This window comes from Pseudomonas sp. J380 (assembly GCF_009827115.1).
Classification (GTDB): Bacteria; Pseudomonadota; Gammaproteobacteria; order Pseudomonadales; family Pseudomonadaceae; genus Aquipseudomonas; species Aquipseudomonas paracarnis.
In genome coordinates this window covers 5,275,068-5,289,467 of record NZ_CP043060.1, presented here as the reverse complement: position 1 = coordinate 5,289,467, position 14,400 = coordinate 5,275,068, and the positions used below count along the sequence as shown (strand labels likewise).

16 protein-coding genes, 1 tRNA gene and 1 pseudogene are annotated in these 14,400 nt (G+C 57.7%); 13 read left to right on the top strand and 5 right to left on the bottom strand.

All coding sequences use genetic code 11. The annotated features are described in order from the left end of the window. Positions 1 to 5: 5 nt before the first annotated feature. Both FXO12_RS24200 and FXO12_RS24195 read left to right on the top strand, forming a co-directional pair. Positions 6 to 90: transfer RNA gene (locus FXO12_RS24200), tRNA-Leu, on the top strand. A gap of 83 nt (positions 91 to 173) precedes the next feature. Beyond that, a complete protein-coding gene (locus FXO12_RS24195; RefSeq protein ID WP_054897815.1) occupies positions 174 to 503 on the top strand; it encodes a hypothetical protein in 330 nt (109 codons plus the stop codon). A 7-nt stretch (positions 504 to 510) separates the two neighbouring features. Here the strand turns inward: FXO12_RS24195 and FXO12_RS24190 are convergent, their stop codons facing one another. After that, a complete protein-coding gene (locus tag FXO12_RS24190; RefSeq protein WP_054897816.1) occupies positions 511 to 1,146 on the bottom strand; it encodes a LysE family translocator in 636 nt (211 codons plus the stop codon). Between the two features lie 156 nt (positions 1,147 to 1,302). Here FXO12_RS24190 and FXO12_RS24185 point away from each other — a divergent pair, with 156 nt between their 5' ends. Beyond that, on the top strand, positions 1,303 to 1,674 hold the full coding sequence (locus tag FXO12_RS24185) for a PH domain-containing protein (protein ID WP_014719840.1): 372 nt from the start codon (positions 1,303 to 1,305) through the stop codon (positions 1,672 to 1,674). Between the two features lie 80 nt (positions 1,675 to 1,754). On the opposite strand, the gene FXO12_RS24180 is transcribed toward FXO12_RS24185, so the two are convergent. Next, positions 1,755 to 2,330, bottom strand: coding sequence for a PIN domain-containing protein (locus FXO12_RS24180; protein ID WP_054922014.1), 576 nt, complete (start codon positions 2,328 to 2,330; stop codon positions 1,755 to 1,757). Continuing rightward, positions 2,327 to 2,797 carry a helix-turn-helix domain-containing protein gene (locus tag FXO12_RS24175; RefSeq protein ID WP_054922011.1) on the bottom strand — a complete coding sequence of 157 codons (471 nt, stop codon included), beginning with the start codon at positions 2,795 to 2,797 and terminating at the stop codon, positions 2,327 to 2,329. The genes FXO12_RS24180 and FXO12_RS24175 overlap by 4 nt, the downstream gene beginning before the upstream one ends. Before the next feature lie 193 nt (positions 2,798 to 2,990). Here FXO12_RS24175 and FXO12_RS24170 point away from each other — a divergent pair, with 193 nt between their 5' ends. From FXO12_RS24170 to FXO12_RS24160, 3 genes are read left to right on the top strand one after another with little or no spacing between them, the layout of a single operon-like run. Then, positions 2,991 to 4,145: an S-type pyocin domain-containing protein gene (locus tag FXO12_RS24170; protein WP_057975058.1), complete on the top strand. Its 1,155-nt coding sequence runs from the start codon at positions 2,991 to 2,993 to the stop codon at positions 4,143 to 4,145. Between the two features lie 7 nt (positions 4,146 to 4,152). Next, on the top strand, positions 4,153 to 4,410 hold the full coding sequence (locus FXO12_RS24165; RefSeq protein WP_082430498.1) for a colicin E3-like toxin immunity protein: 258 nt from the start codon (positions 4,153 to 4,155) through the stop codon (positions 4,408 to 4,410). Between the two features lie 55 nt (positions 4,411 to 4,465). After that, on the top strand, positions 4,466 to 4,873 hold the full coding sequence (locus FXO12_RS24160) for a barstar family protein (protein ID WP_306109888.1): 408 nt from the start codon (positions 4,466 to 4,468) through the stop codon (positions 4,871 to 4,873). A gap of 20 nt (positions 4,874 to 4,893) precedes the next feature. Here FXO12_RS24160 and FXO12_RS24155 read toward each other — a convergent pair whose 3' ends face one another. Continuing rightward, positions 4,894 to 5,268, bottom strand: a complete 375-nt coding sequence (locus tag FXO12_RS24155; RefSeq protein ID WP_034128041.1) for a cytochrome c family protein — start codon at positions 5,266 to 5,268, stop codon at positions 4,894 to 4,896. A gap of 30 nt (positions 5,269 to 5,298) precedes the next feature. Continuing rightward, complete coding sequence (locus FXO12_RS24150; protein ID WP_054897818.1) at positions 5,299 to 5,730, bottom strand: VOC family protein; 432 nt, start codon at positions 5,728 to 5,730, stop codon at positions 5,299 to 5,301. A 162-nt stretch (positions 5,731 to 5,892) separates the two neighbouring features. Here FXO12_RS24150 and FXO12_RS24145 point away from each other — a divergent pair, with 162 nt between their 5' ends. The 7 genes and pseudogenes from FXO12_RS24145 (at position 5,893) to FXO12_RS24115 (ending at position 14,380) form a co-directional block, all read left to right on the top strand. Next, the gene (locus FXO12_RS24145) at positions 5,893 to 6,255 is read left to right on the top strand and encodes a response regulator (RefSeq protein ID WP_003194033.1); all 363 of its coding nucleotides are present in this window, start codon (positions 5,893 to 5,895) and stop codon (positions 6,253 to 6,255) included. 212 nt (positions 6,256 to 6,467) lie between these two features. Next, positions 6,468 to 7,082: a biliverdin-producing heme oxygenase gene (locus FXO12_RS24140; RefSeq protein ID WP_054922006.1), complete on the top strand. Its 615-nt coding sequence runs from the start codon at positions 6,468 to 6,470 to the stop codon at positions 7,080 to 7,082. Next, positions 7,079 to 9,322: an ATP-binding protein gene (locus FXO12_RS24135; protein ID WP_160049773.1), complete on the top strand. Its 2,244-nt coding sequence runs from the start codon at positions 7,079 to 7,081 to the stop codon at positions 9,320 to 9,322. Before FXO12_RS24140 ends, FXO12_RS24135 begins: the two co-directional genes overlap by 4 nt. Before the next feature lie 267 nt (positions 9,323 to 9,589). Next, on the top strand, positions 9,590 to 9,811 hold the full coding sequence (locus FXO12_RS24130; RefSeq protein WP_125919832.1) for a hypothetical protein: 222 nt from the start codon (positions 9,590 to 9,592) through the stop codon (positions 9,809 to 9,811). A gap of 157 nt (positions 9,812 to 9,968) precedes the next feature. After that, positions 9,969 to 11,867, top strand: a complete 1,899-nt coding sequence (locus FXO12_RS24125) for an alkaline phosphatase D family protein (protein ID WP_160049772.1) — start codon at positions 9,969 to 9,971, stop codon at positions 11,865 to 11,867. Between the two features lie 137 nt (positions 11,868 to 12,004). Next, positions 12,005 to 13,017: pseudogene (locus tag FXO12_RS24120) on the top strand (diguanylate cyclase domain-containing protein). A gap of 109 nt (positions 13,018 to 13,126) precedes the next feature. Continuing rightward, positions 13,127 to 14,380 (top strand): aspartate aminotransferase family protein, encoded by a 1,254-nt coding sequence (locus tag FXO12_RS24115; RefSeq protein WP_057975055.1) that lies wholly within the window; start codon positions 13,127 to 13,129, stop codon positions 14,378 to 14,380. The last annotated feature ends 20 nt before the right edge of the window (positions 14,381 to 14,400 follow it).

Sequence of the window (14,400 nt, the reverse complement as noted above, 5' to 3'; positions counted from 1 at the left end):
ATTGAGCCCTGATGGCGGAATTGGTAGACGCGGCGGATTCAAAATCCGTTTTCGAAAGGAGTGGGAGTTCGAGTCTCCCTCGGGGCACCATCTTAAAAAAAGACCTTGAAATTCAAGGTCTTTTTTTTCGCCTGCAAAAAAGTGCCAGGCGTGGCAGTGGAGGGAGCGGGACCATGGAGTTGACGCTTGAAGCGGTTGCGTTGTTTGCATTGAAGCTGGTGCATGAGACTGACGACGGTAGCCCGTTGCTGCGCGATGATCCCGTGATGGAGGGCTATGATCGCGAGGTGTTCGGGTTGTTGGTGCGCCAGGGAAACCTGGCCGAGATCCAAGTGAAGCTCGATGAATGCCTGTCTCTGGCACTCGACACCCTGGGTGGCGCCGATACCGTCATGGGTCGCGAGTTGCAGCGGCTCGCAACGAACGTGCGCGAAGCACCGACCCTGGAAATACTCGACGCCCCGCTCCACGCACTCAAGGATTACCTGAAAGCCATCCTGTGACGTGGACTTACTTGCGCCCTTCCACCGCCATCCGCACCGCCAAGCCCATCAATACCGACCCCATCAGCCAGCGCTGCAGCACCTGCCAACCAGGCCGGGTTACGAAGAACACCGCGATGGAACCCGCCATGCAGGCAATCACCGCGTTGACGCTCACGCTGATAAGAATCTGCAGGGAGCCCAGCGCCAGGGATTGCACCAGCACACTGCCATGACCGTTCGGGTCGATGAACTGGGGCAGCAACGACAAATACATCACCGCCACTTTGGGATTGAGCAGGTTGGTGACCAGCCCCATGGTAACCAACTTGCGCGGGCTGTCCTTGGGCAAGTCGCGCACCTGGAATGGCGAACGCCCACCCGGCTTGACCGCCTGCCAGGCCAGGTACATCAGATACAGCGCCCCGCCGAGCCGCAGCGCGTCGTAGGCAAACGGCACCGCCATCACCAACGCCGTGATACCCAGCGCCGCGCACACCATATACACCACAAACCCCAGCGCCACCCCGCCCAGGGAAATCAACCCGGCCGTGCGCCCCTGGCAGATGGAGCGGGAAATGAGGTAGATCATGTTCGGCCCCGGTGTCAGTACCATGCCGAGTGAAATCAGGCCGTAGGCGAGCAAGCTGGACATATCAGGCATGGATTGGCTCCTGGTTTTTTAAGCTGCCAGCGTGAAATCCTTCGCCGACGCGGTCGTGTTGAGCGTCATGCTAGGGGCTTGCAGGCCCAGGCGTTAGATACAGATCCGCAAGCAAAACGTCATACACCGACGGCACCACTTACCCAGGACAGGCACATGATCGACTTCAACAACAAAGGCTTCTTCAAGCTCAAGCAAAACAACGAATACGCCGAACGCGTAGCGGCCCTGCTGCTGGACGGCGAAGAAGTGGTCGACGCGTACAAGGCCATGCGCGACGGCGTCGTGTTCACCACCAAACGCATCATCGCGGTTAACGTGCAGGGAATTACCGGCAGCAAGAAGGACTTCACCTCATTGCCGTACAAGAACATCGTGGCGTACTCGGTGGAAACGTCCGGGACGTTTGATCTTGATTCGGAGTTGGAGATTTACTTTTCGTCGTTGGGGAAGGTGAAGTTCGAATTCACTGGCAAGACCTCGATCGTGGAAATCTCGCGGCTGATTTCCAAGCACCTGCTGAGTTGATCCACAGGCATAAAAAAGACATTGGCGTTTCAAGGTCTTTTTTATTGTGGTTCAACTGACGTACACCGGGCTCATCCTGCTCACAGCATCATTTCATAAGGTCCCATTGCCTTGCTAGTCTGCACCAAGCCCTGCCGCATCAACATTTCGAGATAGCTTCCCGCCTCCATCGCGGGCTTCTTCAACGCCCTCCTCTGCTTCTGCGCTGCTCCCAACACTGCCGCCTGATCCAAATCCCAGAGATCCGAAATAAAGTCATCCGGATGCATCGGTTCAATGTCATAGGCAGCCAATACATGCGGTGGAAAGTCTTTCAAATTGAAGGTCACGATAACCTCAGCTTTACTGCGAATGGCCGCTGCCAACACATGCCGGTCATCCGGATCTGGTAAATCCAAACTCGAACACAGGTCCTCATATCCGGTCACCAGAGCGTCAGGTATCGCAATGTCCATAAGCGCCGACGTGCAGTCCACCTGAGCCGCCGTAAGATCGGGTCGGTTCTTGAGTACGTTGCGCTTCCACTCATCCTGAATCTGGGCAGTCCATCGCGCTCGATACAAACCAGACAAACCAAGCCACATGAGTAAGTCCCTAAGTGCCGCAGGATAGAGAACACAAGCGTCGTATACCGCAGTAAAGGGCGAACACCTCATCCGTCATACCCCATTCCCAACTCCTGGGCCTGTTGAACCAGCGCTTCCATTGCCTCTTGGCTTTGCTCGTCACGCCGTTGCTTGAACGCCATCAAATCCGAAAAGCGGACTCGCCGATGTCGACCCGTTTTTGTAAAAGGGATAGCGCCGTCCTCGAGCATTTTGACCAAATGCGGGCGTGACACATTAAGCAGGTCGGCCGCCTCCTGCGAGGTCAACTCGGCATGAACCGGCACTACCTTGACGGCATTGCCGAGCGCCAATTCGCCCAGAATATCGACCAGCAGGCGCAGTGCGGAGGTTGGGAGTACAAGCCTGTGTGGCTTATCTTCTTTGTCGAAGATGTCGATGCGCTGGGTTTCAAATTTGGTCGACAATAGGGACGCTAATTCACGCTGGCCTTGCACTGCCGCCTCGACTTCTTTTTCCAGCGGAAGGATCGTTTTTGGAAGGTTGTTGATGGTCATGATGCAACTCCGGTCTTGCGCAATTCAGTTGAGGCCAACGCTAAACGAAACAAACGAAAATCGCAATATTCGAAACAATGCCGGCGACTCACGTACCAGTCAACTTTTCCCACATCAACTGAAAATTGAGCTGATATCGGTTCCTGACTCCCCCTCATAGGCTCACTCCCTCGCGCAAGGAAGTGAATCGGTCATGTCAGAACGCTTTTATCCACCCACCGAACAAGCGTTACTCAAGCGACGAATCCTCACCCGGCAACCGTCGCGTATGCCGTATTCGCCTACTGTCGATTTTTTCGAGCCATCCCCTGCCCCGCCACCTACACCAGCCAAACCTCCCAGCTGCGTCTTCATCAAGCCATGCCAACTGCCTGACGGTATCGCCCATTACTCGAGCCCCACCGGTTTTGTTCCACTGGAACTGATCAAGGAGTACAGCCATTTAAGTCTGTTGGGCGGGCTCGAAGTGGACGCCCGAGGCGCGGTTGCCTTGCGCAAGATCAGCGGCAGTGCACTGCCAGCCGGCTTAGGGCAGTTGGCATTGCGTTCAGCGTTTTTGGAATCGGCGACCACAGTCAGCGCATCCGTCGCTGGTAGCCTGTTGACAGGGTTGGTAGCGCTGGCTTGGCCGTCGGATCTAAGTGATAGCGCGCTCTACAACGAGGAACAATTGCGTTCGCTGCAACGAGCGCGTTCGCAGATGCGGCTGCATATCGAGCAACGCGACGACGGCACGCTCAAGGGGTATGGGTTTTACACAGGTAACAATGCCGATTGGCAGATGATTGATGTGGTGCAATTTCAAAACCGCAGTGGCCAGTTAGTAGCAGATTTGAATAATGGCGTAGAGCTGATCTGGACGCCCTCCGTTGATCCAAATGACACCTTAGGTATTCCGGCATTGGAGGCTGCGCCGCAAGCACCGGTGATCTGGATCTACCCACCGACGGGAACGGCGGCGCAGATTCTGGTTAACCCTATTTACCCACCGGACTATCGGGATTTTATTCTGGTGTTTCCGGCGGAGTCGGGGGTTCGGCCGCTGTATGTGGTGGTAGGTGCCAAGGCTGGGGATCACAAGTACCACAAAGCGCCTAACACTGAACAAATAACTGGCTTTGAAAAACTGATAAAAGCAAAACCCAAGACTCCCAGACAAGGAGGCGCCGGGCTGAGAGAACGCTGGATTGAGGAAAAAGGTCGGAAGATCTATGAATGGGACTCTCAGCACGGGAAGCTGGAGGTTTATCTAGCAAGTGATGGGAGCCATATAGGTGCGTTCAACCACATAAGCGGCGAGCAGCTAAAAGGGCCGATCAAAAAACGAAACATCAAAAAATATTTGTGAGGACTACATGGGACTAAAAATAAGGTTGGAATGGTTCGACAGAACCACAGAGAGGCTAAGAGGAACGGAAAGTTCAGCGGACTGCGGAGATGACTATTCGGTGATTTCCACGCTCGGGTTGTTGAGCGCAGCGGAAGTCAATAACGGCATGTTTGAATTGCGCAGGGAATGGCTATCAGTGATACAGCCGCGCTTTTCTCATGAAATTGCTCTTTCAGAAAGTGACTACTTCATCGCATTTGATTACGAAGTTTCAAACGAGTAATGACTCAAAGAATTCAGCCTGAGCTATAGCAGATGAAAAAGCAAATGGTGCACAAGTGACCCGTTCATCCCTCATCAAAATTGACCTTAGCCGCATCCAGAACCACAAAGAACTTCACGCCACGCTGTGCACTTCACTCAACTTTCCCAACTGGTATCGCCAAAACTGGGATGCTTTTTGGGACGCCATCACCGGCTTGGTAGAAATGCCTGATACGCTTGAGTTTTCTGATTGGGATATTTTTTCAGAGCACCTACCCCACGATGCCAAGATGCTATGGGAGTGCTTGGCTGAACTCGCGACCCTTTTACCCGGACCTTGCGTCGCGGGTTCAGCAAGGCTTTTTTGTAGGAGCGAGCTTGCTCGCGAAAACGTCAACGATCACGCGTGCTTCCTGAATGAATGCGACGCCTGTGAGCTTTTCGCGAGCAAGCTCGCTCCTACAGAGGACAGAGGACGGTGATGCGTGCCAGCCTGGGCATCTCACTTGGGCTGGAATGTCTCCAAATACGCCAGGATATTTTCAATCTTCTCCTGGTCACTGATCCCCCAGAAGATCATCCGCGTGCCACTGACCACCGATTTCGGGTCTTCAATGTAGGCCGCCAGTTTTTCCCGCGTCCACACCACGCCCGAGTTCTTCATCGCATCCGAATACTGATAGTCCTGAGTGGTACCGGCAGGCCGGCCAATGATGCCGTTCAGTTCCGGGCCAAAACCACCCCGCGCGCCTTCACCAATGCTGTGGCAGCCGCCGCAGGTCTTGGTGAACAATTTGCCGCCCGCCTCGGCGTCGCCCGCAGCGAACGCGGGTGCGGCGATAACGGTCAGGGCGAGAGTCAATAACACATACTTCATTCACGTCTCCCTATCGGCTGTTGCCTTGGATTATGCCTGTTCGACCGGCCTTTCTCCCAGCCGCTGCACCAGACGCACCAGATACCCGTCCGGGTCTTGCACGATGAACTGGCGCTGCCCGGCCTCCACGTCACCGGCTCGGTACCAGGCGTCCTCTACATCGCGGAACAAGGGCCAGCCGATCTGCGCCAAGCGTTGCAGGATGGGTGCTACGGCGGGCACATCGATTTGCAGGTTGATGCCGCGCCCGAATGGGGGCTGCAACGGTGCGGTAAGCCACTGGCCGGCCTCGGGGCCGTATTGTTCGAGCATGATTTGCGCGCCGTTAAGGTCGAGGTAGGCAAAGCCTTCTTCTGCGCGCTGATAGGCAATAGCGAAACCTAACTGTTCGATCCAGAACGCCAGGCTCGCGCCAAGGCGGGTGACGATCAGTTCAGGCACGAGTGGGTTACGGTCGAACATGGCATTCCTTGGATGGCAGGGTGGCGTTCACCTTAACGGATTGTCGTGCCCATGGCTCACAAGCAGCCAAATGACCACCCATCGTTTAAAAAACATCCAATCGAACCTATATACCCAACCCCTACTCCACCTTACTGAACCCCTGATGGTGGAGTAAGGATCATGGCTCAGCCATCGATTTTGGTATTGGAAGACGACGAGATCATTCGGGCGTTGATGGTGGATGTGCTGGAAGACTTTGGTGCGGTGGTGACATCGTTTGCATCGGCAGACGAAGGGATGATTTACCTGGAGCGCGGCGATGACCCGGTGGATTTGATTGTCAGTGATATTCAAATGCCCGGCTTGCTCAATGGTTATGACTTGAGCCGTGTCGTCGCCCACCGGTGGCCTGAAGTACAGGTAGTGCTGACCTCAGGTAATACGAAAATCGCCGCCGAGCTGGGCAGTTCCGTGCGGTTTCTGCCCAAGCCCTGGAGTACCGACCACTTGCTTGAGTGCGTGCAGACAGCATTGACGCACTAGGGCCAGTCCCGGGATTGATAGCAGCGCGATATCATTTCAACCGAACTTGAGGGCTAGTTCTGCGGTCATGTAAGGTGCAGGGAGCGACTTTTCTGATCCGATGGTCAGCCTTTTCGCTTCTGCGTTCAGCTGACGACAATGAGTCGTGTAGAATCGTCGCCCATTTTCACGCGTCATTCATGGCCGACAGGCCCACAGTTCGAGCTCATTGAATGCATTCACAGGCCCATGACGTTAGTGCGCCCTCCTTGTTGGAAACGTTGCGCACGGGCACGGGCCTGCTGCATGTGGCGTTGGAACAGCGCCTGCCGTTTTTTTCCGAGCGCCTGGATGCCCAGTGGTATCGGCGCTTGCTGCAGGCGTACCACGGCTTTTATCAGCCAATGGAAGCGGCGCTGTATGACAGCGGTTTGATTCCCGACGGATATGAGTCTGCGTTGCGTGTGAAAACGCCAACCCTGGTCCATGACCTGCACGCGCTCGGCCTGACTGAGCACGCCATCCATGCCCTGCCTCGCTGTACCCAGCTCCCCGTATTAGACACACCAGCTGCGTGCCTCGGCGCCCTGTATGTGCTGGAAGGCGCCACCCTGGGCGGCCAAGTGCTGCGCCGGGAAATAGCCCTGCGCCTGGATGTGAACGCCGACAACGGCGGTGCCTTTCTCAATGTATACGGCGCCGAGACCGGACGGCGCTGGAAAGATTTCCTCGATTATCTGGGCCGTCAGCCACTGGATACAGATGCCGCCGTGCGCGCGGTGATGGCGGCCCGCTCGACATTCAGCGGCTTTGAGCAATGGCTCGACAGCCAGGAGGTATTGCTATGAAACCCGAAGATTTTGAAGAGCTGCTTGCCAACTGCGCCGACGAACCCATTCGTTTTCCGGGGGCCATCCAGCCCCACGGCGTGCTGCTGACCTTGTCGGAACCTGGCCTGAACATCATTCAGGTAAGTGCCAACGTCGGTACGTTGTTCGGCCACGCCCCCGAGGCGCTGTTGGATCAACCGTTGCACAGATTGATTGGCGAGGAGTACGCCCAGGCCGTGCAAACCATGGCCGAGGACAGCGCATTCCTGGACTCGCCGCCCCTGCTGATAACCTTCAAGGGTGAGCAGTTCGAAGGCCTGTTGCATCGCCATCAGGGCGTGTTAGTGCTGGAATTCGAACCACGGCTCAAGGATTTCAAACCCCGAGCGCACAGTGGCCGCACCAGCGAGCTGGGCAAGATGCTGCACCGCCTGCAATCGGCAAAGACCTTGGAGGCGCTCTACGCCATCACCGTCAACGAAATCCAGGCCATGACCGGTTATGACCGGGTGCTCATCTATCGCTTCGAAGAGGAAGGCCATGGTCAGGTGATCGCCGAGGCCTCGGCGCCGTCCATGGAATTGTTCAACGGGCTGTTCTTCCCCGCGTCCGACATCCCCGAGCAGGCTCGCGAACTGTATCGCACCAACTGGCTACGGATCATCCCGAATGCATCCTACGAACCGGTACCGCTGGTGCCCAAATTGCGCCCGGACACCGGGCAGCCTCTGGACCTGAGCTTCGCCACCCTGCGCAGCGTGTCGCCGATTCACTGCCAGTACATGCAGAACATGGGCGTGTTGTCGTCCATGAGTATTTCACTGATGAAGGGCGACAAACTCTGGGGCCTGATCAGTTGCGGCAACCGTGAGCCGCTGCTGGTGCCCAACGACCTGCGCATGGCCTGCCAGACCATCGGCCAGGTGCTGTCATTGCAGATCAGTGCCATGGAGGCCCTGGAGCTGAGCCGCCAGCGCGACGAGAAAGTCGAAGCGCTGGCGCTGCTGGATCGGGCGATGAAAGCCTCTGCCAATAACGTATTCGACGGCTTGGCCCAGCAAGGCCGACTGCTGATGGACCTGACCCTCTCCGGCGGCGTGGCGATCATCGAAGACAAGCAATTACACCGCTACGGCAACTGCCCGGAACCGGCGCAGATACGCGCGCTGCACAAGTGGTTGCAGGGCGACGGCGCACCGGTATTTTCCAGCCATAACCTGGCCTCGGTTTATCCGCCGGCCGCCGAATACCAGAGCGTGGCCAGCGGCGTGCTCGCCATGAGCTTGCCCAAGCCTGTGGATAACGGGGTGCTGTGGTTTCGCCCGGAAGTCAAAGAGAACATCCACTGGAGTGGCGACCCGCAGAAGCCGCTGAATCTGGAAACCTGCGACGCGGGCATGCGCCTTCGCCCACGCACCTCGTTTGAAATCTGGAAAGTGGAAATGGCTGGTATCTCCACCAAGTGGAGCCATGGCGACCTGTTTGCCGCCAACGATTTGCGCCGCTCGGCCCTGGAGAACGACCTGTCCCGCCAAGTGCTGCGCGAGCAACAAGCGGTGCGTGCGCGGGACGAGCTGGTCGCGGTGGTTTCCCACGACCTGCGCAACCCCATGACCGTCATCTCCATGCTCTGCGGCATGATGCAAAAAGCCTTCAGCTCCGATGGTCCCCACACTTCACGGCGCATATCTTCCGCCATTGACACCATGCAACAGGCTGCCGGGCGCATGAACGTGTTGCTGGAAGACTTGCTCGACACCTCGAAAATCGAAGCCGGGCGCTATGTGGTCAAGCCGGTGGCGCTGGACGTCAGCCAGATTTTTGAAGAGGCGTATTCGCTGCTGGCGCCCTTGGCCTCGGAAAAGGGCATCGACCTGTCGTTCAATGTCGAGCCTGGCCTGCAAATCAAGGCCGACCCGGAGCGCTTGTTCCAGGTGCTGTCGAACCTGATCGGCAATGCGATCAAGTTCACTCCGCGCCAGGGCAACATCGGCATCAGCGCCATGAGCGCCGGCGAGGAGATTGTATTTTCGGTGCGCGACTCCGGTGAGGGCATTGCGCCGGACGATTTGCCCCATGTGTTCGATCGCTATTGGACCCAGACTGAAAACAACCCCACCGGCAGCGGGCTGGGGCTGTATATCACCCAAGGCATCGTTAAGGCGCATGGCGGCAGGATCGAAGCCGAGAGCAAGCAGGGTCAGGGCAGCGAGTTTCGATTTACCGTACCGAAGGTGACGATTGAGGCAAACAACTGAGCCATTTGCCGGCAGGGGCAACCATATTGCCCCTGCTGCCCCATAACCGAGGACGGAAAACCAAACATATACTCATACAACATTGCATTTCTTTAAAAAAGTTTCAAAATAAAACAACCAAAATTCAACAATAAAACCAACTCAGCCATCACAAACAGAAACATAGAACACCTCGCAAAAAACACCGAACTCCACTAACTTACGCCGAGCACTGTTACAGGGAAGAACATGCCATGTAAACCATGCCATTAATAGTGAGGCGTTACCGTGTTCAATTCTACCGGCTTTAATCCCGTCAATACTTACATTTCCCAATCCGCCCCCGACCAAGACACCCAAGCCAGCGAGAAGGTCAACTCACGCTCGAAACGAAGCCTCGATCAAATCGCTCCCGATAATTCGATTAATGACAATGGGGTCACCGCAGACAGAGGCGGCAGACGTAATGGTGGTGGCTTGGACAGTCTCGGCAAAGGCCATGTTCTTTGAGTAAACTTACTTAAGCGCAACTACTAAATAAGTAGCGCCCAGGGCGCTGCTTATTCATTAATAGCCACAACATATTACTGTCTGACGTTCGTTGACGAAATGCCGACATTTTCAGCGTTATACTGAGTGCTTGTCTTATTAGTGAGCCGATCGCGTCATGCCTGAACTGCAGTCACTTCCCCCCGTACTTGCCGGCCCGTTGCTGCGCCGCCTGGAACCAAAGCGTGTGGTGCTATGGCTGGTGGCGAGCCGGGAACTGAAGCTGGTTATGAGGCTGCAGCACGCTCAGGGATCAACACTGGATATTCACCTTCATGCACATTGTCAAATCGTTCCCGTCGGGCGCCATTCGTTTATCCACTTGATCGATGTGCCCCTGACTGACGCCCTGCCTCTGGATGTAAACATCCACTATGACCTGTTTATTGACGGCTGCGGAATAGCCCAGTGGGCACCCCATCTGCTGTACGCAGGCGCCACGCTGCCCGATTTCGTCGTGCATGGGCGCATCCACCAACTGGTCCACGGCTCCTGCCGCAAGCCTCACCATCGCGCTGATGACGGGTTGCTGTGCATTGATCGTCTGCTGGCGCAAGCTCCCACCGTGGCACAACGCCCCGCCTTGCTGATGATGAGCGGCGACCAGGTCTACGCCGACGACGTCGCGGGGCCCATGCTGCGGGCAATTCATGAATTAATCGCGCGCCTGGGCCTGTTCGACGAATACCTGGAAGGGGCCGTGGTTGACGACAGTGCCGCCCTCTACGGGCATCGCGCCAGCTATTACCATCGCGCCGACCTGCTCCCCGCGCTGGACAGTAACGAGACCTTGCGTGAGCGCTTTTTCGGCGGCGTGAAGAAACCGATTTTCACCAGCAGCACCGCCGATAATCACCTGGTGACCTTTGCCGAAGTGATCGCCATGTACCTGCTGGCCTGGTCGCCCACACCGTGGACACTGATCTCCCCCCAACCGCCGCAGCTGAGCGCGCAAGAACAGCAGCGCTATGCCCGCGAACAGACACAGATCGATCAATTTCGCAGTGGCCTTCCAGGGGTCGCCCGGGTATTCGCCCACCTCTCGACCCTGATGATCTTTGATGATCACGACATCACCGACGACTGGAACCTCAGCGCCCAATGGGAAGAAACTGCCTACGGCCATCCCTTCTCCAAACGCATCATCGGTAATGCGTTGATGGCCTATCTTTTATGCCAGGGCTGGGGCAACCAGCCCACGGTGTTTGGCGAACTGGTGAGCCAAACCCAGGCACTTGCCAACCAGGCGCAAGACAACCACCTGGACGCCACACAGCAGGATGAGCTAGTCACCACGCTGCTGAAATTCCAGCAGTGGCACTACGTATTGCCCACCACACCGGCGCTGGTGGTACTCGACACCCGCACCCGACGCTGGCGCAGCGAGTTCACCCTCAAGCAACCTTCCGGCCTGCTGGACTGGGAAGCCTTGAGCGAACTGCAACAAGCGCTACTGGACCACCCGTCAGCCATCATTGTCTCGCCCGCGCCGGTCTTTGGCGTCAAGCTGATCGAGACGGTGCAGAAGGTTTTCAGCTGGTGTGGCTTCCCACTGCTGGTGGACGCCGAGAACTGGATGGCCCACCGCGGCGCTGCCCAAGTGATTTTGAATATCTTCCGCCACTCGCGCACGCCGGGTAACTACGTGATCCTTTCCGGTGATGTGCATTACTCGTTTGTCTACCAAGTGCTGATCCGCCACCGCAACGGCGGCCCCAATATCTGGCAAATCACCAGCAGCGGCATCAAGAACGAGTTCCCGCCGCGCCTGCTGGAATGGTTCGACCTCCTCAACCGCTGGCTCTACTCCCCGCGTTCGCCGCTTAACTGGTTTACCCGCCGCCGCACCATGCAGGTGGTGCCCTATATTCCAGAGCACGCCGAAGCGGGTGAGCGGCTGTGGAACTCGGCGGGCATTGGCCAGGTGTTTTTCAATGAGCAGGGCCAACCGCAAGCCATTTACCAGCACAACGCGGATGGGAAGCCTCGGACAAAGATGATGGCGCCAGAAAAATAGCGTTTCGCCACTCGTCAAAAGCAGCACACCTGCCCTATTCAAAGCGCGCAAGCGCCGATGTACAGTAGCGCCAGCCACGGAGTATCGGCGTCAACCATGACTGGCCTTGGGCGCCAGCCCCCGCAGGAAGCGTGCAGATGGACGATACATCCGGCAAAGAACCGCTACGCCATGAGGTTTCCGACCTTAACGTAGACCTGTTGCACGCCATCATGGAACTGGTCAGTGACGGCATCTGGGACTGGAACGCCAATACCGGTTTCGTCTACCGCAATCCCGGCTGGTACGAAATGCTTGGATACTCTCACCACTCTCTGGAAAACAGCGTCTTCACCTGGGAGAACGTGATCCACCCCGAGGATTACCCTCGCGTGATGACGGTGTTCGATGACTACATCAGCCAACGCGCCGCTCATTACCGGGCGAATACCGTTGCCGAAAAGAAGACGGTACGTACCTCTGGATCGAGGACCGCGGCTACGTCATTGCCCGCAACCCCGACGGTTCCGTGGCGCGCATGGTCGGCGCACACCGCGATATCCATACGCGCAAATGCTCCATCGAACAGTTGCAAAAGCGCAACCAATCCCTGGAAGCACTGGTCGCGGAGCGCACCCTCGAGTTGTCGCGCGTCAACCAGCAACTGCAATTGCAGCTGGACGAAAACCGCTCTTTGGCCGAGCGGGACGCCCTGACGCGCATCGCCAACCGGTACCGCCTGGAAAAAGTGCTGCTGGAGGAATGCGACCGCGCCGAACGCTTCCGCCTGCCCCTGGCACTGGTGGCCATGGATGTCGATGACTTCAAGCCGATCAATGACCAATACGGCCATGGCGTCGGCGACCAGACCCTGATACGGGTAGTGGAACATCTGGAAGCCTGCGTACGTAAAAGCGACTTGCTGGCGCGCTGGGGCGGCGATGAGTTTATGGTGGTGCTGCCCAAAAGCAGCCTGGACGAGGCCAAAGAGTTGGCCGAAAGGATTCGCCATAAAATCAAGGAGGCGGCCCCCTTGGGCGCCTTGAACGTTACCCTGAGCCTGGGCGTGGTGGAGCGGCGCATGGGCGAGTCCCCGGCTGCGCTGATGGCGCGGGCCGATCAAGCCTTGTACCGATCCAAGGCGGCGGGCAAGGATGGGGTGTCGGAATAGTCGCAGCTCCTTCCAAGGTGGAATGACACGGCGACTTTATTTCGTTTGCGGCAAGGCCGGGCGCGCGGCTTAGATAGCGCTGCGCCCACCACTGCCGAGTCCCAGAGCCATGAGTCACGCTAGCATCAGCCAGTCGATTTCCATCGTTCACCCCATCAGCCTCAGTCACGGTAAAAACGCCGAGGTCTGGGACACTGCAGGCAAGCGTTACATCGACTTTGTCGGGGGTATCGGCGTGCTCAACCTGGGCCATTGCCACCCGGCCGTGGTGGCGGCCATTTGCGAGCAAGCGGCCCGGCTCACCCATTACGCGTTCAACGCCGCACCGCATACGCCCTACATCGAGTTGATGCAACGCCTCAGCGCCTTTATCCCGGTGGGTTACCCCGTCAGCGGCATGCTCACCAACAGCGGTGCAGAAGCGGCAGAGAACGCTTTGAAGATCGCCCGTGGTGCCACTGGTCGCACGGCGGTGATCGCCTTCGACGGTGCCTTCCATGGGCGCACCCTGGCGACCCTCAACCTCAATGGCAAGGTCGCGCCCTACAAGCAGAAGGTCGGCGTACTGCCCGGCCCTGTGTATCACCTGCCCTACCCCAGTACCGATAACGGCATAACCTGCGCCGACGCGCTGAAGGCGATGGAGCGTCTGTTCAGCGTGGAAATCGACATAAACGATGTGGCCTGCTTCATCATCGAGCCGGTGCAGGGCGAAGGCGGTTTTCTAGCCTTGGACACTGAGTTTGCCCAAGCCTTGCGACGCTTCTGCGACCAGCACAACATCCTGCTGATCATTGATGAAATCCAGTCGGGTTTTGGTCGCACCCGCCAGCGTTTCGCCTTCTCGCGCCTGGGCATCGAGCCGGACCTGCTGCTGCTCGGCAAAAGCATCGCCGGCGGCATGCCGCTGGGGGCAGTGGTCGGGCGCAAGGCGCTGATGGACAACCTGCCCAAAGGCGGCCTGGGCGGCACCTACTCCGGTAACCCCGTCGCCTGCGCGGCGGCGCTGGCGACCCTTGAGGTGATGAGCGACAAAAACCTGCACGCCTGGGGCGTCGCGCAGGAGGCCGCGATTGTGGGTCGCTATGAAGCCTGGCGCGCGCAGCAACTGTCGCCCTACCTGGGCCGCCTAACCGGTGTCGGCGCCATGCGGGGCATTGAACTGGCCCACGCCGACGGCACACCCGCTCCCAAGCAACTGGCGCAACTGCTGGTGCTGGCGCGAGAGGCTGGCTTGCTGCTGATGCCCAGCGGCAAGTCGCGGCACATCGTGCGCTTGCTGGCCCCGCTGACCATTGAACCTGCCGTGTTGGAGGAAGGCCTGGATATCTTCCAGGCGTGCCTCACACAGCTGGACGAATAGCGGGCTGCCTTGACCTGATC